Raw genomic sequence first — 18,497 nt, 5'->3', positions numbered from 1 at the left:
AGGAGCTCCCACCATGCCAGCGCGTTCAACAAAACCCGTGCTCATCATCGGCGGCTCGGGCGTCGTCGGCGCCCAGGCCGCGAAGGCCTTGCGCCGCCTGCACCCCGAACTCCCCATCTCCATCGGCGGGCGAAACCTGGCCAGGGCCGAGGCGGTGGCGCGAGAAATCGGCCATGCAGACGCGATGGCGATCGACCTCGCGCGCGCCGACCTGGGCCAGCCCGCCGGCAAGGGCTACAGCGCCATCGCGATGTTCCTGAAGGACGACACGATGCATTCGCTGGACTATGCGCAGGCGAACGGCCTGCCCTACCTCAGCGTCTCCAGCGCCAGCTTCGAGATCGGCCCCGAGGTGGCCTGGTTCATCCGCAGGCCGGCCAGCGCACCGGTGCTGATGGCCAGCAACTGGCTGGCCGGCGTGGCCACCTTCGCAACGCTGCAGTTCGCGGCCGGATTCGAGCGCGTCGAGACGATCGATATCTCACTGGTACTCGACGAGCAGGACATGGGCGGTCCGGCGGCCTACGTGGACTACGAGCGCATCACGCAGGCCGCGGCGAGCGCGCAGATCCTGAAGAACGGGCAGTGGATGTGGGCCACCGGCGAAGACGCCGCGCGCCGCTTCAAGGACTCGGAAGGTGTCGAACAACAGGGCCAGGCCTACGCGCCGCTGGACGTGCTGAGCCTGGGCGCCGCCACCGACGCCCATTCGATCCGCGTGGACCTGGCCGTCGGCGAAAGCGCCTCGCGCCGGCGCGGCGAGTCCTTCTCCACAGAAATCGTCATCGAGATGAGCGGCCGGCTGAAGAGCAACGGCCAGCCGGGCCGCACGCGCCATGTGCTGGTGCATCCGGGCGGCCAGGCGCCCGTGACGGCCGTGGGCGTGGCGCTCGGCATCGAGCGCCTGCTGGGCCTGGCCGGCGGCGCCGCGGCGCCGCCGGGGCTCTACCTGCCCGACGTGCTGATCGAGCCGGGCTATGCGCTTCGGCGCCTGCAGGAGGCCGGCTTGCAAGTCGTCGAGGGAGGCCTGGCATGAAGCCCGTCCTGTTCATCGGCGGCTCCGGCCTGGTGGGCAGCCGGGCCGTGCGCACGTTGCGCCAACTCCAGCCGGGCTTGCCGATCGCGATCGGCGCTCGGGACATGGACAAGGCCGGTGCGCTCGCACGCGAGATCGGCGGCGCCGGCGCCGTGATGATCGACCTGGCCCGCAGGGACCTTGGCCTGCCGGCCGATGCAGGCTACAGCGCCGTGGTCGTGCTGCTGAAGGACGCTGGCCTGCACTCGATGCGATTTGCCCAGGCCCGCGGCCTGCCCTATGTGTCCTTCTCCGATTTCGTGTTCGACATCGGGCCGGAGGTGGCGCTCCATGTTCGCAAGCCGAACAGCGCGCCCATCCTGTTGCTGGGCCAGTACCTGGGCGGCACGGCGGCGCTCGCCGCGCTGCATTTCGCGCGCGAGTTCCGCCGCGTCGATTCGATCGCGATCGGCGGGCTGCTCGATGCCGACGACCTCGGCGGGCCGGTTGCGCAGGCCGACATCGAACGCCTGGGCCACGGCACGCCGCGCCCGCTGCTGCGGCATGAAGGCCGCTGGCTGTGGGCGAACGAAGCGCAGGCGAAGCGCCGCTTCGTCGATGCCGACGGCGTCACGCACGAGGGGCAGGCCTACCCGCTGCTCGACGTGGTGAGCCTCGCGGCCGCGACCGGCGCGCCGTCGATCCGGGTCGATCTCGCCCTCAGGGAGGGCCGGCGCCGCGCGGCGCCCTCGCACGAGGTGATGGTGGAGATCGCGGGTGAGCAGCAGGGTGGCCGGCAAGGCGTCACGCGCCACGCGCTGATCGACGGCGACGTCTACTCGGGCCTCAGCGCGCGCGGCGCGGCCCTGGCGGTCGAGCGTCTGCTCGGCCTGGCCGGCGGCTCGGCGGTCGTGCCGGGGCTTTACCACCCCGAGGAGTTGCTGGATCCGGCCTATGTGGTCGAGCGGCTCCAGGGCTTCGGCACGGAAATCCGGCGCTTGCCTTAGCCGGTCCGGCCGGGTACCGGCCATCTGGTCGATTGACCATGGGAGACAAACGTCCTCAACTAAAGGCTGTGCAGAAATCGAGTTATCTATCCGCCGCCGGCCCGCCGCGCCCGCGACAGGAAATCCGCTTCGCGCGCGGCCATGACCAGGTGCAGCTGGCCTATGCGATGTCCGGCAGCGGCCCGCTGCTGATCAAGGCCGCGACCTGGCTGTCGCACCTGGAGTACGACTGGGAGAGCCCGGTCTGGCGCCACGTGCTGCACGGGCTCTCAGCCAACGCCACCTTCGTGCGCTACGACGAGCGCGGCTGTGGCCTGTCGGATTGGGAGGTCGACGATCTCGGCTTCGACAGCTGGCTGAGCGATCTCGAAACCGTGGTCGACGCGCTGAGCACCGAGCGCTTCGGCCTGCTCGGCATCTCGCAAGGTGCGTCGATCGCCATCGCCTACGCGGCGAAGCATCCGGATCGCGTCAGCCACATGGTGCTGCATGGCGGCTATGCGCGCGGGCGCCTGGTGCGCAGCAACACGGCCCTGCAGCGCGAAGAAGCCGAGATGATGTGCAAGCTGGCCGAACTGGGCTGGGGCAAGGAGGACGCGTCGTTCCGCCAGTTCTTCACCAGCCAGTTCATTCCGGGAGGCTCGGCCGAGCAGCACCGTTGGTTCAACGAGCTGGAGCGCATCTCCAGCTCGCCCGCCAACGCCGCGCGCTTCATGCGCGAGTTCAACCGCATCGACGTCACGCATCTTCTGGCCGAAGTGCGCTGTCCCACCTTGGTGCTGCACAGCATGCGCGATCTTCGCGTGCCCTTCGCCGAGGGGCGGCTGATCGCGAGCGGCATCCGCGGTGCGCGCTTCGTGCCGATCGACAGCGGCAACCACCTGCTGCTCGACGAGCCCGGCTGGGCGCATTGGCTCGCCGAGGTGCGCAGATTCCTGCCCGCCGCTGCGCCGGCGCACGACCCGGTGTTCGATGCGCTCACCGGCCGCGAGCGCCAATTGCTCGAACTGCTGGCCCAGGGCCGCGACAACGCACAGATCGCAGCGACGCTAGGCCTGTCGGAAAAGACGGTGCGCAACCACCTGACCAGCGTGTTCGCCAAGCTGGAGGTCGACAACCGCGGCCGCGCGATCGTGCTGGCGCGCGACTCGGGCTTCGGCAAGCTGACCGCGTGATGCACCGCGCCGGCGATGGCGCAAATCTTCAAGACCAGGCCGGCGCCGCTGCCTATTCTCGGCAGCATGACCAAGACGACCTTCAGCCTCGCGGCCTGCATCCTTCTCGCCGCGCTCGCGATGCACCAGAGCGTGCATGCCGTGGACTCGGCATCGCTGCCGGCGTCGATCCGCCTTGCGAACGCGAGGGCGCTGATCGAAGCCAAGGACTGGAAAGGCGCCATCGCGGAACTGCAGGGCGTGGACGCCCCGAACAATGCCGACTGGAACAACCTGATGGGCTTCAGCCTGCGCAAGGCCAGGACGCCCGACTATGCGGCCGCAGAACGCTTCTATGACACCGCGCTGCGCATCGAGCCCAGCCACCGCGGGGCGCTCTCGTATTCCGGCGAGCTCTACCTGGTGCTGGACAAGCTGCCCAAGGCGGAGCAGCGGCTGACGACGCTGAAACTGGTCTGCAACAACGCATGCTTCGAACAGGAGCGGCTCAGCCAGGCCATCGAGCGCTACAAGGCAGCCGGCAACAAGTACATCCCCGAGCCCTGAGATCTGCCGCGGCGCTGCAAAATGGCGCCCATGAGGATGCTCCATCGATTCGCCGCCTGCGTCCTGCTCGCCGCCCTCTCGCTGCAGCCGGCGCTCGCGGCCGATACCGACTCGACGCCGCCCGCGCTTCGGCTGGCGGCCGCCAGGGCGCAGATCACGGCCAAGAACTGGCCGGCGGCCATTGCCGAACTCAAGCGGGTGAACGACCCGCGCAGCGCCGACTGGAACAACCTGATGGGCTACAGCCTGCGCAAGAACAAGTCCGCACCGGACCTGGAAGGCGCGGAGCACTTCTACGACGCCGCCCTGCGCATCGACCCCAACCACCGCGGCGCGCTCGAATATTCGGGCGAGCTCTATCTCGTGAAGGGCGATCTGCCGAAGGCCGAGGAGCGCCATGCGCGGCTGGTGAAGCTGTGCACCGTGCCCTGCGAGGAGCTCGATGACCTCAGCAAGGCGATCGAGAAGTACAAGGCCGCGGGCGGCAAGTACGTTCCGGAGGAATAGCCGCGCTCAGGCCCGGATCGCGGGCTCGAGCAGGTCGGCGATCCCGATGCGCGCCGCGAAGGCTTCGCGCACGCGCTCGGCCACTTCGGTCACGGCACCCGCGCCGTCGTCGATGAAATCGATCACCGAGCGGAACGGCCGCTCGCCGGCCGGCAGCCCGATGATGCGCGCGATCTCGTCCGCCACGGCTTGCGGGTCGGCATGCGCGGGCATCAGTGCGCTGAGCTTGGCGCCCACCTGGTCCATGAGCCCGTCGTAGCGCGCGTAGGCCGCCACGGTCGCCGCATCCGCCGGCTTGCCCGCATTCGGGAAATGCGCGGTGCCGCTGGTGAAGGCGCCGGGCACCACGATCGAGGTCTCGATGCCGAAGCGCGCGAGTTCGTAGGACATCGTGACAGCCAACGAATCCATCGCCGCCTTGGCTGCCGCATACGGCCCCATGAAGGGTGGGAAGCCGCCACGCACCGTGGTGCTGCTGACCCACAGCACGAGCCCGGACTGCCGGCCGCGCATCACGGGCAGCACGGCCTTGTTGACACGCTGCGTGCCGAGCACGTTGGTGTCGAACACCTTGACCATCTCCTCCGGCGCGAAGGCCTCGGTCGGCCCGACCACGAGATGGCCCGCGTTGTGGACGACGACGTCGAGCCGGCCCTGTTCGCCGACGATGGTCGCAACCGCTTCGTCGGCGGAGGCCTGCGAGAGCACGTCGAGCTCGTTCGCGCGGATGTCGTGGCCGCCTGCAAAACCCCAGTCGCGCAGCTCGCGCACGCGCGCTGCGTTGCGGCCGGCGATGTCGCGCATGCTGGCGTAGACGACGTGGCCCTGCGCCGCGAGCGCGCGGGCCGTGAGATGGCCGATGCCGGTGGAGGCGCCGGTCACGAGGATGACGGATTTCTTCATGGTGTTGCTTTCTGTGTGAGAGGAGTTCAGACCAGGCCGCCGTTGGCGCGCAGGGTCTGGCCGTTGACCCAGCCGGCCTGCGGGCCGACGAGCAAGGCCACCGTGTTGGCGATGTCTTCCGGCGTGCCCAGGCGTTCCAGCGGCACGGCCTTGGCGAAGCGCTCGACGGCTTCGGGCGACTTGCCGTCGAGGAACAGCGCGGTGGCCGTGGGGCCCGGCGCGACGGCGTTGACCGTGATGCCCTTGCCGCGCAGCTCCTTGGCGAGGATGTTGGTCATGACCTCGATCGCGGCCTTGGTCGCGCCGTAGATCGCGTAGCCCGGCAGGCCGAGGCCGATCACGCTGGTCGAGAAGTTGAGGATGCGCCCACCGGTCTGCAGGCGCGTCGTCGCCTCGCGCATCGTGTTGAAGCTGCCCTTGACGTTGACCGAGAACAGCCGGTCGAAGGTGGCGTCGTCGGTGTCGGCCAGCTGCGGCAGCGCCGGCGGCATGACGCCGGCGTTGTTGACCAGCACGTCGACGCGGCCGTAGGCGGCGATCGCTTCGTCGAAGAGGCGGCGCGCCGCGGCCGGATCGGCCACGTCGGCCTGCACGGCGACGGCCCGGCCGCCGGCGGCGGCGATGCCGTCCACGACCTTGGCGGCTTCCTGCGCATTGCCGGCGTAGTTGACGACCACGGCATAGCCGTCGGCGGCGAGGCGGCTGGCGATGGCGGCGCCGATGCCGCGGGATGCGCCGGTGACGATGGCGACTTGCGATGTGTTCATGGCTGAGCTCCTGGAAGGGTTGGTTGAGGGCTGGTCCGCTTGCTTCTTCGCGGGTCAGTGGGATGGATTGTTCTGTTTAATCAGAAGCAGATAAATGCAGTAGATTCGCCATCACTGTCCAAAACTCACAAACAATCAAGGAAGGCTGAAGATGGACCGCCTCGATGCCATGCGCGTCTTCGTCCGCATCGTCGACCTGCAGAGCTTCACGCGCGCGGCCGACGACCTGCAGCTGCCGCGCGCGACGGTCACGCACACCATCCAGCAACTCGAAAAGCGCCTCGGCGCACGCCTCCTGCACCGCACCACGCGGCATGTGAGCGCCACGCTGGATGGCGAGGCCTATTACCAGCGCTGCCAGCAACTGCTGTCGGACTTCGAGGAATCGGAGTCGGTCTTCCGCAGTTCGGCGGCCAAACCCAAGGGCAAGCTGCGCGTCGACCTGCAGGGCACGCTCGCCATGCATTTCCTGCTGCCGCACATCGGCGAGTTCTTTGCGCGCTACCCCGACATCGAAGTCGAGATCGGCCTCGGCGACCGGCTGGTGGACCTGGTGCGCGAAAGCATCGACTGCGTGCTGCGCGCCGGCGAGCCGCGCGAGTCGAGCATGGTGGGCCGGCGCGTCGCGCTGCTCGAGCAGGTGACCTGCGCCAGCGCCGCTTATCTCGAACAATTCGGCGAACCCCGCACGCCGGAGGAGTTCCGGGCCCACCGCGCGGTCAACTATGCGAGCGGCAGCGGCAAGGTGCTGCCCTTCGAGTTCATGGTGGACGGCGAGCGGCGCACGATGCAATTGCGCGGCTCGGCGACGGTGAGCCATGCCGATGCCTACGCGGCTTGCTGCGCGGCCGGCCTGGGCTTCGCGCAGATGCCGCGCTATCACGTGGAACGGGAGCTCGCGGCCGGGACGCTGCGCGAAGTGCTGGCCGAGTTCCGGCCTCCGCCGATGCCGGTGTCGGTGATGTATCCGCATCACAGGCAGCTGTCGCCGCGCGTGCGGGTCTTCGTGGACTGGGTCGCGGACCGGATGCAGCGCGGCGGCTGAACCCCGCGCTCAGCCGCCCAAAGGCAAGCGCGCCAGCACCTCGTGCCGGCTCTGGCCGATCAGGCTGCGCACGAGAACGAACTCGTGCGCGGTCCAGGTGATGGGCTCGATCGGTCGCGCGGCAACGTGGCGGTCGTCGTACAGCAGCGTCAGGTGCGGCGTGTAGTGCTCGCGGCCGCCGTGACCGAGGCCGATCTGCGCCATCGCGCGGTCCAGGGCTTGCTGCAGCGTCTTCACGCTCACCAAGCCGTCTTCGCCCAGCAGCACCAGCGGCATGTTGCGTGCCTTGCGCGAGAAGCTGCCGACGCGGTCGAAGCCGAGCTTGAAGGACGGCATGGCGGTCACCGCTTGCGCGACACTGACCGACGCGTCGGCAAGCTCCTGCGGAAAGCGCGCAAAGGTGCCCACGACGTGCAGCGTCACATGGAAGCGCTTTGCGCCGAGCGGCTTGCCCTTCAGCCCGAAATCGCTCTGCAGATCGCGCACGAGCTTCTCGATGCGCGCGATGGCGGCCGCGTCAGGGAGCAGCGCAAAGAACAGCCGGTCGGTCGACGGTGGCCGAGCTGCCACGCCGTCGAGCGATGGCTGCACGGGCGTCACGGCTGCTCGCGGGCCTCGAGTGCGCGATTGATGCCCAGCGCCGCCAGCGTGCACGCCGCGCCGGACAGCAGATAGACGCTGACGTAGGCGAGCCCGAAGTGCGCCGACAGGCCCAGCGCCACCAGCGGTGCGAACGCGGCGCCGATGAGCCAGGCCAGGTCCGAGGTGAGCGCAGCGCCGGTGTAGCGGTACTTGGAGATGAAATTGGAGGTCACGGTGCCCGAGGCCTGGCCGTAGGACAGGCCCAGCAGCACGAAGCCGACCAGGATGAAGACATCCTGGCCCACGGTGCCGCCGTCGAGCAGGATCGGCGCGAAGCCGCTGAAGACCGCGATCAGGATCGCGAGCGCGCCCAGCGTCTGGCGCCGACCCACGCGGTCGGCGATCCATCCGGAGGCGACGATGCCGCCGGCCGCCAGTACCGCGCCGACGATCTGGATGCCGAGGAATTCGGTGATGGACTGCTCCGAATACAGCCGGATCCACGACAGCGGGAACACGGTGATCAGGTGGAACAGCGCATAGCTCGCCAGCGCGGCGAAGGCGCCGATCAACAGGTTGGAACCCTGCGCGCGGACGAGCTCGACCACGTCGGTGGGTTCCAGCTCCTGCTCGTCGAGCAACACCTCGTACTCGTGCGTGACCACCAGCCGAAGGCGCGCGAACAGCGCCACCACATTGATGGCGAAGGCCACGAAGAAAGCGTAGCGCCATCCCCACGAAAGGAAGTCAGCCGGCGACAGGCTGGCATACAGGAAGGCGAACAGACCGCTGGCGATGATGAAGCCGACCGGCGCGCCGAGCTGGCCCAGCATCGAGTACCAGCCTCGGCGGTTCGGCGGCGCGTTGAGCGCCAGCAGCGAGGGCAAGCCGTCCCAGGAGCCGCCCAGCGCGAGCCCTTGGCCGATGCGGAAAATCGAGAGCAGCACGATGGCCGCGAAACCCGCGGTCTCGTAACCGGGCAAAAATGCGATGCCGACGGTGGAGGTGCCCAGCAGGAACAGCGCCATGGTCAGCTTGGTGCCGCGCCCCCAGCGGCGCTGGACCGCCATCGAGATCACGGTGCCGAAGGGCCGCGCGATAAAGGCGAAGGAAAAGATCACGAAGGCGTAAAGTGTTCCTTCCAGCAGGTCCTCGAACGGAAAGAACAGGGCCGGGAACACCAGCACCGACGCGATGCCATAGACGAAGAAGTCGAAGTACTCGGATGCGCGCCCGATGACCACGCCGACCGCGATTTCCCCGGGCGCCACCTTCGAATGGTCGGCAGTGATGAGGCGAGCATCCCTCTCGAGGGTCTCGGACGAGGGTTCGGAAGGGGCGTGGCTGATGCTGGACATCGTGCGTGCTTCGGGTTCAGAGGGCTTGCAAGGTCGCTCAGGGTCGCATCAGATGCGGTTTTACGCCATAGGACAAAACGTCCAATCGCCAAACAGGGTCGATGGACGTACATTTTGCGCTCATCCGCAATCCGCGTTTTCCCGCGGCCTACGTTTTTTCCTCGCTCCAGGCATGCCACTCCTCAAGACCCTTCGCGGACCGGCCCTCCTCGTGCTCGCTGCCCTGCTGGCGGGCTGCAACATGGTGGTGCTGAACCCGTCCGGCGACGTGGCCGCCCAGCAGGGCCGGCTGATCGTGGTGTCCACGATGCTGATGCTGCTGATCATCGTGCCGGTCATCGCCCTGACCTTCTTCTTCGCCTGGAAGTACAGGGAGTCCAACACCGAGGCCACCTACAAGCCGGACTGGGACCATTCGACGCAGCTCGAACTGGTGATCTGGGCCGCGCCGCTCCTGATCATCATCGCGCTCGGTGCGCTGACCTGGATCAGCACGCACACGCTGGACCCCTACCGGCCGCTCGACCGCATCGACTCGCGACGCCCGGTGCCCGATAACGCGAAGCCGCTGGTGGTGGAGGTGGTGGCGCTCGACTGGAAATGGCTGTTTCTTTATCCGGAGCAAGGCATCGCCACGGTCAACGAGGTCGCGGCGCCGGTGGACGTGCCGATCCAGTTCCGGATCACGGCTTCGTCGGTCATGAACTCCTTCTACATCCCCGCGCTCGCCGGCCAGATCTATGCCATGCCCGGCATGGAAACCAAGCTGCACGCGGTCATGAACAAGGCCGGCACCTACGAAGGCATCTCCGCCAACTACAGCGGCGCCGGCTTCTCGGGCATGCGCTTCAAATTCCACGGCATGAGCCGTGCCGACTTCGATCGCTGGGTGCAGAAGAACAAGGCCGAAGGCCAGGCGCTCAGCCGCGAGGGCTACATGCAGCTCGAACGCCCGAGCGAGCGCGAGCCGGTGCGCCGCTACGCCAGCGTGGCGCCGGGCCTGTACGACGCCATCGTCAACCGCTGCGTGGAGCCCGGCAAGATGTGCATGAAGCACATGATGGCGGTCGATGCCAGCGGCGGCGCAGGCCGCGGCGGCTTGTCCCCGTTGGCCATGACGACCGTGCCGCGCGGCGAGCAAGACCAGCCGATGCGCACCCTCGCCGCCGAAATCTGCACCATCGACAACCCGACCGGGGCGCCGCTCGCCGTCCGGACGACGATCCAGTAATCCGTTCATCACGATGCCCGACCATCCCGATCTGACCAAGCTCGTCTTCGGACGCCTCACCTGGGAGGCGATCCCCTACCACGAGCCGATCCTCATGGCGACCTTCGTCGCCGTCGTGCTGGGCGGCCTCGCCCTCCTGGGCGCGCTGAGCTACTACCGCGTCTGGGGCACGCTGTGGCGCGACTGGATCACCAGCATCGACCACAAGAAGATCGGCATCATGTACATCGTGCTCGGCCTGGTGATGCTGCTGCGCGGCTTCGCCGACGCGATCATGATGCGGCTGCAGCAGGCGATCGCCTTCGGCGACGCGGCGGGCTACCTGCCGCCGCACCACTACGACCAGGTCTTCACGGCCCACGGGGTGATCATGATCTTCTTCGTCGCCATGCCGCTGGTCACCGGGCTCATGAACTATGTCGTGCCGCTGCAGATCGGCGCGCGCGACGTGGCCTTCCCCTTCCTGAACAACTTCAGCTTCTGGATGACCGCGAGCGGCGCGGTGCTGGTGATGATGTCGCTGTTCGTCGGCGAGTTCGCCAAGACCGGCTGGCTCGCCTATCCGCCGCTGTCCGGCATTGCCTACAGTCCCGACGTCGGGGTCGACTACTACATATGGTCCTTGCAGGTCGCCGGGGTCGGCACCTTGCTGTCGGGCGTGAACCTGATCGCGACCATCGTGAAGATGCGTGCGCCCGGCATGACCCTGATGAAGATGCCGGTCTTCACCTGGACCGCGCTCTGCACCAACGTGCTGATCGTGGCCGCCTTCCCGGTGCTCACCGCGGTGCTGGCGCTGTTGTCGATGGACCGCTACGTCGGCACGAACTTCTTCACCAACGAGCTCGGCGGCAATCCGATGATGTACGTCAACCTCATCTGGATCTGGGGCCATCCGGAGGTGTACATCCTGATCCTGCCGGTGTTCGGCGTGTTCTCGGAGGTGGTGTCCACCTTCAGCGGCAAGCGCCTGTTCGGCTATGCGTCGATGGTCTACGCGACGGTCGTGATCACCATCCTCTCGTACCTGGTGTGGCTGCACCACTTCTTCACCATGGGGTCGGGCGCCAGCGTCAACTCTTTCTTCGGCATCACGACGATGATCATCTCGATCCCGACGGGGGCGAAGATCTTCAACTGGCTGTTCACGATGTACCGCGGGCGCATCCGCTTCGAGGTGCCGATGCTGTGGACGATCGGCTTCATGGTCACCTTCGTGATCGGCGGCATGACCGGCGTGCTGCTCGCGGTGCCGCCGGCCGACTTCGTGCTGCACAACAGCCTGTTTTTGATCGCGCACTTCCACAACGTGATCATCGGCGGCGTGGTGTTCGGCGCCTTCGCCGGCATCACCTACTGGTTCCCGAAGGTCTCCGGCTTCAAGCTCGACCCGTTCTGGGGCAAGTGCTCGTTCTGGTTCTGGCTGACCGGCTTCTACTTCGCCTTCATGCCGCTGTACGTGCTCGGGCTGATGGGCGTCACGCGCCGGGTGAGCCATTTCGAGGATGCGTCGCTGCAGATCTGGTTCCAGATCGCCGCCTTCGGCGCCTTCCTGATCGCCTTGGGCATTCTCTCCTTCCTCATCCAGCTGGTCGTCAGCTTCCGCAAGCGCGAATCGCTGCGCGACACGACGGGCGACCCGTGGAGCGGCCGCACGCTGGAGTGGTCCACCTCCTCGCCGCCGCCGGCCTACAACTTCGCCTTCACGCCGCGCATCCACGACAACGACGCCTGGTGGGACATGAAGCAGCGCGGCTACGAGCGGCCGCAGGAAGGCTTCACCCCGATCCACATGCCGAAGAACACCGCCGCCGGCTTCGTGCTGGCCATGCTCAGCGCCGCCATGGGCTTCGCGCTCATCTGGCACATGTGGCTGCTGGCCGGCATGTCCTTCGCCGCGCTCCTGCTCGCGACCATCATCCACACCTTCAACTACAAGCGCGACTATCACATCCCGGTGGACGAGGTCGTCCGCACGGAAGGCGATCGCACCCGACTCCTGGCCGGCCATGTCTGAGATCACCGTCCCCTCCCGCCACGGCGCCGTGAGCGCCGCACCGAACCCGCTCTTCCACGTCGTGGACGAGCACCATCCCGAGAACGGCACGCTGCTTGGGTTCTGGCTCTACCTGATGAGCGACTGCCTGGTCTTCGCCTGCCTGTTCGCGATGTACGGCGTGCTGGGCCGCAGCTATGCAGCAGGCCCCTCGGGCGCCGACCTGTTCGAGCTGCCGGTGGTCGCGCTCAACACCTCGCTGCTGCTGCTGTCGTCGATCACCTACGGCTTCGCGATGCTCGAGATGCTGAAGAAGCGCACCGGCGCGACGCTGGCCTGGCTGGCCGTCACCGGCCTGCTGGGCGCGGGCTTCATCGGCATCGAGCTCTACGAGTTCGCGCACCTGATCCACGAAGGCGCCGGCCCGCAGCGCAGTGCCTTCCTGTCCTCCTTCTTCACGCTGGTGGGCACGCACGGCCTGCACGTGACTTTCGGCATCGTCTGGCTCGTCACGCTGATGATCCAGGTCGGCAAGCACGGGCTGATCCCCGAGAACCGGCGCAGGCTCCTGTGCCTGTCGATGTTCTGGCACTTCCTGGACGTCGTGTGGATCGGCGTCTTCACCTTCGTCTACCTGATGGGATCATTGTCATGAGCGATGCGCACGACGTTCACGAACACGACCCGCACGTCGAAGCGGACCTGCACATCAGCCTCAAGGGCTACCTGACCGGCTTCATCCTGTCGGTGATCCTGACCGCCATCCCCTTCTGGCTGGTGATGGGCAAGGTGTTCGACAAGCCCGGCCTCACGGCCTTCGTCATCCTGGGCTTCGCGGCCGTGCAGATCGTGGTCCACATGATCTACTTCCTGCACCTGAACGCCAAGTCGCAGGGCGGCTGGAACATGCTCGCGCTGATCTTCACGATCGTGCTGGTCGTGATCACGCTGAGCGGCTCGCTGTGGGTGATGTTCCACCTCAACCACAACATGATGCCGGCCTCGATGCACGAGATGCGCAACGCGCCTTGAGCGCAACGCGTTCCGTGCCGGCACTGGCGGTGCTCGCCGTTGCCGGCGCCCTGCTCTTCATCCTGTTCCTGGCCTTGGGCACGTGGCAGCTCGAACGGCGCAGCTGGAAGCTCCAGCTGATCGATCGCGTCGAAGGGCGCGTGCATGCGCCGCCGGCGGATGCACCCGCGCCCGCGCAATGGCCGCGCGTGAGTGCGGCCGACGACGAATACCGGCATGTGCGGCTGACAGGCCGCTTTCTCCACGAGCGTGAAACCCTGGTACAGGCCTCGACCGTGCTCGGCGCCGGCCACTGGGTGCTGACGCCGCTGCAGACCGCGCAGGGCTCGGTGGTGGTGGTCAACCGCGGCTTCGTGCCGCCGCAGCGGCGCGAGCGCGCGAAGCGTACCAACGGTGAAGCGGCGGGCGAAGTCAGCATCATCGGCCTCTTGCGCATGACCGAGCCCGGCGGCGGCTTCCTGCGCCGCAACGATCCCGCGGCCGACCGCTGGTTCTCGCGCGACGTGCAGGCCATCGCCGCGGCGCGCGGCCTGGCGGAGGTGGCGCCCTTCTTCGTGGACGAGGATGCGCCTGCGCCGCAGCCGGCGAATGCAGCGGCCGAACCGCGCTGGCCGGCCGCCGGCTTGACGGTGATCGCCTTCCCCAACAACCATCTGGTCTACGCCATCACCTGGTATGCGCTGGCCCTCATGGTCGCGGGCGCGGCCTGGCTGGTGGCGCGCACGGAGCGCATCGCAACGAGAGCAAAGAGGGATGCAGCAGAACACTGAACCCGGCGACTCGGCAGGCCTGAAGAACATGCAGCAGCTGATCCAGCTGCGCTGGATGGCCGTCGGCGGCCAGATCCTGACCATTGCCATCGTCCACTTCGGCTTCGGCATCCGCCTGCCGCTGGACCACATGGGGGCGGCGCTGGCTTTTCTCGTGGCCTTCAACCTCTTCAGCCTGCTGCGCTGGCGCCGGCGGCAGGAGGTCGCGGACGGCGAGCTCTTCATCGCACTCCTGGTCGACGTCGGCACGCTGACCGTCCAGCTCTATCTCAGCGGCGGCGCCACCAACCCCTTCATCTTCCTGTACCTGCTGCAGGTCAGTCTCGGCGCCGTGCTGCTGCGCCCCGGCTACACCCGCACCATGGTCGCCGTCACCGCCGCCTGTTTCATGGGCCTGACCTTCGTCCATCGCCCGCTGGCGATTCCTATGGACAATGCGCGCGGGCTCGCCAGTCCGTACATCCAGGGGCTTCTGATCTGCTTCGCGCTCAACGCGGCGCTGCTGGCAATCTTCATCACGCGCATCAGCCGCAACCTGCGGGCGCGCGACGCGCACCTGGCGGACCTGCGCCAGCGCGCCGCCGAGGAAGAGCACATCGTGCGCATGGGCCTCTTGGCCTCCGGCGCGGCCCATGAGCTCGGCACGCCGCTGGCGACGCTGTCGGTGATCCTCGGCGACTGGCAGCGCATGCAGCCCTTTGCCGCCGAGCCCGAGCTACGGCAGGAGATCGAGGAGATGCAGGCCCAGGTGGCGCGCTGCAAGACCATCGTGAGCGGCATCCTGCTGTCGGCCGGCGAAGCGCGCGGCGAGTCGCCGGTGCAGACCACCGTCCGCGCCTTCCTCGACGGCCTGGTCGCGGAATGGCGCACCACGCGCTCGCCCGGCGCGCTGGCCTACGCCAACACCTTCGGCGACGACCTGCCCATCGTCTCGGATTCCGCGCTCAAGCAGACCATCTACAACGTGCTCGACAACGCGCTCGAGGCCTCGCCGGGCTGGGTCGGCCTCGATGCGGCGCGCGATGGCGACGAGCTGGTCCTGACCGTGTCCGATGCCGGCCCGGGCTTCGCACCCGGGATGCTGGCGCAGCTGGGCAAGCCTTATCAGTCAAGCAAGGGGCGCCCCGGCGGCGGCCTGGGCCTGTTCCTGGTCGTCAACGTGGCGCGCACCCTGGGCGGCAGCGTGGCGGCGCACAATCGGCCGGAAGGTGGTGCCGCCGTGACACTGCGCCTGCCGCTGGCGGCGATCCAATTCGAGGAGATCGCAGGCAATGGAAATTGACGAACGACTGCTGCTCATCGTCGAGGACGATGCGGCCTTTGCGCGCACCCTGTGCCGCTCTTTCGAGCGCCGCGGCTACACGGTGCTGCAGGCCACGGCCGCCGAGCAGGTGACGGAGATCCTGAAGACCCACTCGCCAGGCTATGCGGTCGTCGACCTCAAGCTCGCCGGCGGCGCCTCCGGGCTGGCCTGCGTCCAGATGCTGCATGCGCACGACGCGCAGATGCTGATCGTCGTGCTCACCGGCTACGCCAGCATCGCGACCGCCGTGGAAGCCATCAAGCTCGGTGCCTGCCACTACCTGGCCAAGCCCTCCAACACCGACGACATCGAGGCCGCCTTCGGCCGCGCCGAGGGCGATGTTGAGGTTGAACTGACCGAGCGCTCGACCTCGATCAAGACGCTCGAATGGGAGCGCATCCACGAAACGCTGGCCGAGACCGGCTTCAACATCTCCGAAACGGCCCGGCGCCTCGGCATGCATCGGCGCACGCTGGCGCGGAAGCTCGTGAAGCAACGGGTGAAGTAATACCAAGGTGCGACTTTTCGCTCGCCTGTGGTCACTTTGTATTTTTGCGCCACCGGACTACACAGGCTCGCCAGCACAATGCAGCCTTTACCAACACCGCCTGCGAGGTCCATGCCAGTGACAGCCGAAACAACCGCCGTTGCCGACTCCCCTGGCTTCGACCCGGGGTTCACGATGGCCTTCCAGCCGATCGTCGACCTCGCCCGGCGGGAAATCTTTGCCCATGAAGCGCTGGTGCGCGGCCTGTCCGGAGAAGGCGCTTCCGAAGTGCTTGGGCGCGTGGGCCCGCAACAGCGCTTTGCCTTCCACGAAGCCTGCCGCGTGCGGGCCATCGAGATGGCCTCGGCGCTGGGCATGGAATCCAAGCTCAGCCTCAACGTCATGCCCAACGACGTGGCCGGGCAGGAAGAATGCTTTCGTACCGCCATGGCAACGGCCAAGCGCTGCAACTTTCCGATCAACCGCCTGATGTTCGAGATCACCGAGGGCGAGCGCGTCGAGGACCTGCCCGGTCTCGCGGCGGCCTTCCGCACCTTCAAACGCTACGGCTTCACCTCTGCCATCGACGACTTCGGCTCCGCCTACGCCGGCTTCGAGCTCCTCGCGGCCTTTCAGCCCGATGTGGTGAAGATCGACATAAGCCTGGTGCGGGACATCCACATTGACCCCGTCCGGGTGACCATCGTGAAAGGCTTCGTCGCCACCTGCGAGGAGCTTGAAATCAGGGTGATCGCGGAAGGTGTCGAAGCTTCGGAAGAAGTTCGCGTGCTGCGCGCGCTGGGCGTGGATCTGTTCCAGGGCTACCTGTTTGCCAGGCCTGCCGTCGCGGCGTTGCCGTCCGTGGCATGGGACGCCGCGTGAGCCTTCACACGTTGCTGGTCGCGCGCACTTCCTCGATCGTCGTTTGCCCTGAAAGAACCTTGGCGATGCCGTCCTGACGCAGGGTGCGCATGCCTTCGCGCAGCGCCGCTTCCTGCAGTTCTTCCGCGCGAGCGCCGTTTTGCACCAGGCGGCGCAGCGTTTTCGACATCACCATCAGCTCATGGATGCCGACGCGTCCCTTGAACCCGGTGTCGTCGCAGTGCTTGCATCCGGCGCTCTCGAAGCGCATGAGCCGCCCATCGCGGGCATGGCGGCGCTGCCAGGAATCGAGCACGGCCTCCCGTTCGGCCGGCGAATCCTTCTTCGCGAACGCGTGCAGGTAGTCGGCCAGCAGTTCCTCGGTCTCTTCCGGGCTCGCGGGGCGGCTGCTGATGCAGTGGGTGCAGAGGCGGCGCACCAGCCGCTGCGCCAGCACCGCCAGCAGCGAGTCGGCAAAGTTGAAGGGGTCCATCCCCATGTCCAGGAGCCGCGTCACGGTTTCGGGCGCGCTGTTGGTGTGCAGGGTCGAGAGCACGAGGTGGCCGGTCAGCGATGCCTCGATCGCGGTCTTGGCGGTTTCCTCGTCCCGGATCTCACCGACCATGATCACGTCCGGATCTGCGCGCACGAAGGCCCGCAAGGCCTTGGCGAAGGTCCAGTCGATGCGGGGGTTGACCTGCACCTGCCGCAAGCCCGCCTGCGTGATCTCTATCGGGTCTTCGGCGGTCCAGATCTTTCGTTCCGGCGTGTTGATGTGCATGAGCGCCGAGTGCAGGGTCGTGGTCTTGCCCGAACCGGTGGGGCCGACGCAGAGCACCATGCCGTAGGGGCGCTCGACCGCCGCGGTGAAGCGCGCAAGATTGCGCTCCGAAAGCCCGAGCTGGTCCAGCGCGACGGGCTTGGCCGAAGCAAGAATGCGCATCACCACGTCTTCCAGCCCGTTGCTGGTCGGGACGGTCGCCACGCGCAGTTCGATGCGATGCTGCGGCGAGAACTTGGCGAAATTGATCTTGCCGTCCTGCGGCTTGCGCTTCTCGCTGATGTCGAGGTCGCACATGATCTTCACGCGTCCGACGATCGCGTTGCGGTAGCTGGGCGGGAGTTCCAGATAGGTGTAGAGCCTTCCGTCGCGGCGAAAACGGATGCGGGTTTTCTCCTGCCCCGGATAGCTCTCGATATGGATGTCCGACACGCCCTCGCGGTGCGCTTCGAGAATCATGCTGTTGATCATCCGCACCAGCGAGTTGTCCGATTGCTCGATCGGCGCCTCTTCGTCGACCGGAGGCGCGCGGCCTTCCTTCTCGAGGGTCTCCAGCAGCTCGCTGGTGCCGGCCAGGTCGAAGTCGATGGCCATCGGGTCGGCAGCTGCCGAGCGTCCGTCCGCCGGCGCGCCGATCTTCTCGTACGCCTTGTGCAGCACGCCGTCCAGGTCGCGGCACTGTCCGAGCACCGGGACCACCTTCATCTCGGCGATGAACTCCACTTCGTCGATGGCGGCATGCCGGCCAGCCGGATCGTCGAGCGCGAGGATGAGACGCCCCTCGTGAATCATCAGCGGCATCACCTGCAAGCGCCGCGCGACGCCATGGCTGATCTTGCGCAGGGCTTCGGCAGCGACCGGGAACAGATGCAGATTGACGAGGGGGTAGCCCATCTTTCGCACCAGCGCAGTCTGCAGCTGGGCACGGCTGACCACACCCATGCGCAACAGGGTCTCGCCCAGCGGCACGCTGCGATCGAGCTGCTGCTGCGCCAATGCGACGCTCAACTGTTCGTCCGTGACCATGCCCAGGGACACCAGCGCCTGACCTATCCGCACGATCGGCATGCGGCCTTGCGCTGCGATCTCTTTCAACAACTGCTCTGGCGTAACGACTTCGACAGACGGCAT

General features: G+C 67.2%; 19 protein-coding genes. 14 read left to right on the top strand and 5 right to left on the bottom strand.

The window, feature by feature from the left end; all coding sequences use genetic code 11:
* Positions 1-13 precede the first annotated feature (13 nt).
* The 5 genes from ACSQ89_RS13505 (at position 14) to ACSQ89_RS13485 (ending at position 4,250) form a co-directional block, all read left to right on the top strand.
* Positions 14-1,036 (top strand): NAD(P)-dependent oxidoreductase, encoded by a 1,023-nt coding sequence (locus ACSQ89_RS13505; RefSeq protein WP_436290435.1) that lies wholly within the window; start codon positions 14-16, stop codon positions 1,034-1,036.
* Positions 1,033-2,022 carry an NAD(P)-dependent oxidoreductase gene (locus ACSQ89_RS13500; RefSeq protein WP_436290436.1) on the top strand — a complete coding sequence of 330 codons (990 nt, stop codon included), beginning with the start codon at positions 1,033-1,035 and terminating at the stop codon, positions 2,020-2,022. The genes ACSQ89_RS13505 and ACSQ89_RS13500 overlap by 4 nt, the downstream gene beginning before the upstream one ends.
* A gap of 38 nt (positions 2,023-2,060) precedes the next feature.
* Complete coding sequence (locus ACSQ89_RS13495) at positions 2,061-3,197, top strand: alpha/beta fold hydrolase (protein WP_093107447.1); 1,137 nt, start codon at positions 2,061-2,063, stop codon at positions 3,195-3,197.
* Positions 3,198-3,263: 66 nt separating this feature from the next.
* Positions 3,264-3,743: a tetratricopeptide repeat protein gene (locus ACSQ89_RS13490; protein WP_436290437.1), complete on the top strand. Its 480-nt coding sequence runs from the start codon at positions 3,264-3,266 to the stop codon at positions 3,741-3,743.
* A gap of 30 nt (positions 3,744-3,773) precedes the next feature.
* Positions 3,774-4,250 (top strand): tetratricopeptide repeat protein, encoded by a 477-nt coding sequence (locus ACSQ89_RS13485; protein WP_436290438.1) that lies wholly within the window; start codon positions 3,774-3,776, stop codon positions 4,248-4,250.
* Positions 4,251-4,256: 6 nt separating this feature from the next.
* Here the strand turns inward: ACSQ89_RS13485 and ACSQ89_RS13480 are convergent, their stop codons facing one another.
* Together ACSQ89_RS13480 and ACSQ89_RS13475 are read right to left on the bottom strand one after the other, a co-directional pair.
* Positions 4,257-5,153 carry an SDR family oxidoreductase gene (locus ACSQ89_RS13480; RefSeq protein ID WP_436290439.1) on the bottom strand — a complete coding sequence of 299 codons (897 nt, stop codon included), beginning with the start codon at positions 5,151-5,153 and terminating at the stop codon, positions 4,257-4,259.
* A gap of 26 nt (positions 5,154-5,179) precedes the next feature.
* Positions 5,180-5,920 carry an SDR family oxidoreductase gene (locus ACSQ89_RS13475; RefSeq protein ID WP_093107453.1) on the bottom strand — a complete coding sequence of 247 codons (741 nt, stop codon included), beginning with the start codon at positions 5,918-5,920 and terminating at the stop codon, positions 5,180-5,182.
* Between the two features lie 151 nt (positions 5,921-6,071).
* On the opposite strand from ACSQ89_RS13475, the gene ACSQ89_RS13470 reads away from it, so the two are divergent.
* Positions 6,072-6,965 carry a LysR family transcriptional regulator gene (locus tag ACSQ89_RS13470; RefSeq protein WP_093107455.1) on the top strand — a complete coding sequence of 298 codons (894 nt, stop codon included), beginning with the start codon at positions 6,072-6,074 and terminating at the stop codon, positions 6,963-6,965.
* A 9-nt stretch (positions 6,966-6,974) separates the two neighbouring features.
* On the opposite strand, the gene ACSQ89_RS13465 is transcribed toward ACSQ89_RS13470, so the two are convergent.
* Together ACSQ89_RS13465 and ACSQ89_RS13460 are read right to left on the bottom strand one after the other, a co-directional pair.
* A complete protein-coding gene (locus ACSQ89_RS13465) occupies positions 6,975-7,565 on the bottom strand; it encodes a 2'-5' RNA ligase family protein (protein ID WP_436296200.1) in 591 nt (196 codons plus the stop codon).
* Positions 7,562-8,905, bottom strand: coding sequence for an MFS transporter (locus tag ACSQ89_RS13460; RefSeq protein WP_093107458.1), 1,344 nt, complete (start codon positions 8,903-8,905; stop codon positions 7,562-7,564). Before ACSQ89_RS13460 ends, ACSQ89_RS13465 begins: the two co-directional genes overlap by 4 nt.
* A 172-nt stretch (positions 8,906-9,077) precedes the next feature.
* Here ACSQ89_RS13460 and cyoA point away from each other — a divergent pair, with 172 nt between their 5' ends.
* The 8 genes from cyoA to ACSQ89_RS13420 all read left to right on the top strand — a co-directional run bounded on the left by cyoA (position 9,078) and on the right by ACSQ89_RS13420 (position 16,606).
* Positions 9,078-10,136 (top strand): ubiquinol oxidase subunit II, encoded by a 1,059-nt coding sequence (gene cyoA, locus ACSQ89_RS13455; RefSeq protein ID WP_436290441.1) that lies wholly within the window; start codon positions 9,078-9,080, stop codon positions 10,134-10,136.
* Positions 10,137-10,149: 13 nt separating this feature from the next.
* Positions 10,150-12,153, top strand: a complete 2,004-nt coding sequence (gene cyoB, locus ACSQ89_RS13450) for a cytochrome o ubiquinol oxidase subunit I (protein ID WP_436290442.1) — start codon at positions 10,150-10,152, stop codon at positions 12,151-12,153.
* Positions 12,146-12,787 (top strand): cytochrome o ubiquinol oxidase subunit III, encoded by a 642-nt coding sequence (gene cyoC, locus ACSQ89_RS13445; protein WP_436290443.1) that lies wholly within the window; start codon positions 12,146-12,148, stop codon positions 12,785-12,787. The genes cyoB and cyoC overlap by 8 nt, the downstream gene beginning before the upstream one ends.
* Positions 12,784-13,164, top strand: coding sequence for a cytochrome o ubiquinol oxidase subunit IV (cyoD, locus tag ACSQ89_RS13440; protein ID WP_093107466.1), 381 nt, complete (start codon positions 12,784-12,786; stop codon positions 13,162-13,164). The genes cyoC and cyoD overlap by 4 nt, the downstream gene beginning before the upstream one ends.
* The gene (locus tag ACSQ89_RS13435) at positions 13,161-13,934 is read left to right on the top strand and encodes an SURF1 family protein (protein ID WP_436290444.1); all 774 of its coding nucleotides are present in this window, start codon (positions 13,161-13,163) and stop codon (positions 13,932-13,934) included. The genes cyoD and ACSQ89_RS13435 overlap by 4 nt, the downstream gene beginning before the upstream one ends.
* Positions 13,918-15,216 (top strand): ATP-binding protein, encoded by a 1,299-nt coding sequence (locus ACSQ89_RS13430; protein ID WP_093107470.1) that lies wholly within the window; start codon positions 13,918-13,920, stop codon positions 15,214-15,216. The genes ACSQ89_RS13435 and ACSQ89_RS13430 overlap by 17 nt, the downstream gene beginning before the upstream one ends.
* Positions 15,206-15,745: a response regulator transcription factor gene (locus ACSQ89_RS13425; protein ID WP_436290445.1), complete on the top strand. Its 540-nt coding sequence runs from the start codon at positions 15,206-15,208 to the stop codon at positions 15,743-15,745. Before ACSQ89_RS13430 ends, ACSQ89_RS13425 begins: the two co-directional genes overlap by 11 nt.
* Before the next feature lie 174 nt (positions 15,746-15,919).
* Positions 15,920-16,606: an EAL domain-containing protein gene (locus ACSQ89_RS13420; protein ID WP_244503882.1), complete on the top strand. Its 687-nt coding sequence runs from the start codon at positions 15,920-15,922 to the stop codon at positions 16,604-16,606.
* A gap of 4 nt (positions 16,607-16,610) precedes the next feature.
* Here the strand turns inward: ACSQ89_RS13420 and ACSQ89_RS13415 are convergent, their stop codons facing one another.
* The gene (locus tag ACSQ89_RS13415) at positions 16,611-18,497 is read right to left on the bottom strand and encodes a GspE/PulE family protein (protein WP_436290446.1); all 1,887 of its coding nucleotides are present in this window, start codon (positions 18,495-18,497) and stop codon (positions 16,611-16,613) included.

Origin of the sequence: Variovorax sp. LjRoot175 (assembly GCF_964253805.1) — a bacterium.
Taxonomy (GTDB): Bacteria; Pseudomonadota; Gammaproteobacteria; order Burkholderiales; family Burkholderiaceae_C; genus Variovorax.
Note: the sequence above shows the minus strand (reverse complement) of the source record. Positions and strands in the feature narration are given on the sequence as shown.

Coding starts and splice junctions, on each gene's coding strand:
- ACSQ89_RS13460 (WP_093107458.1), bottom strand. CDS start 8,905: ATGTCCAGCATCAGCCACGCCCCTTCCGAACCCTCGTCCGAGACCCTC.
- ACSQ89_RS13425 (WP_436290445.1), top strand. CDS start 15,206: ATGGAAATTGACGAACGACTGCTGCTCATCGTCGAGGACGATGCGGCC.
- ACSQ89_RS13430 (WP_093107470.1), top strand. CDS start 13,918: ATGCAGCAGAACACTGAACCCGGCGACTCGGCAGGCCTGAAGAACATG.
- cyoD (WP_093107466.1), top strand. CDS start 12,784: ATGAGCGATGCGCACGACGTTCACGAACACGACCCGCACGTCGAAGCG.
- ACSQ89_RS13490 (WP_436290437.1), top strand. CDS start 3,264: ATGACCAAGACGACCTTCAGCCTCGCGGCCTGCATCCTTCTCGCCGCG.
- ACSQ89_RS13415 (WP_436290446.1), bottom strand. CDS start 18,497: ATGCCGTCTGTCGAAGTCGTTACGCCAGAGCAGTTGTTGAAAGAGATC.
- ACSQ89_RS13420 (WP_244503882.1), top strand. CDS start 15,920: ATGGCCTTCCAGCCGATCGTCGACCTCGCCCGGCGGGAAATCTTTGCC.
- cyoA (WP_436290441.1), top strand. CDS start 9,078: ATGCCACTCCTCAAGACCCTTCGCGGACCGGCCCTCCTCGTGCTCGCT.
- cyoC (WP_436290443.1), top strand. CDS start 12,146: ATGTCTGAGATCACCGTCCCCTCCCGCCACGGCGCCGTGAGCGCCGCA.
- ACSQ89_RS13485 (WP_436290438.1), top strand. CDS start 3,774: ATGAGGATGCTCCATCGATTCGCCGCCTGCGTCCTGCTCGCCGCCCTC.
- ACSQ89_RS13475 (WP_093107453.1), bottom strand. CDS start 5,920: ATGAACACATCGCAAGTCGCCATCGTCACCGGCGCATCCCGCGGCATC.
- ACSQ89_RS13495 (WP_093107447.1), top strand. CDS start 2,061: ATGGGAGACAAACGTCCTCAACTAAAGGCTGTGCAGAAATCGAGTTAT.
- ACSQ89_RS13470 (WP_093107455.1), top strand. CDS start 6,072: ATGGACCGCCTCGATGCCATGCGCGTCTTCGTCCGCATCGTCGACCTG.
- ACSQ89_RS13505 (WP_436290435.1), top strand. CDS start 14: ATGCCAGCGCGTTCAACAAAACCCGTGCTCATCATCGGCGGCTCGGGC.
- ACSQ89_RS13500 (WP_436290436.1), top strand. CDS start 1,033: ATGAAGCCCGTCCTGTTCATCGGCGGCTCCGGCCTGGTGGGCAGCCGG.
- ACSQ89_RS13480 (WP_436290439.1), bottom strand. CDS start 5,153: ATGAAGAAATCCGTCATCCTCGTGACCGGCGCCTCCACCGGCATCGGC.
- cyoB (WP_436290442.1), top strand. CDS start 10,150: ATGCCCGACCATCCCGATCTGACCAAGCTCGTCTTCGGACGCCTCACC.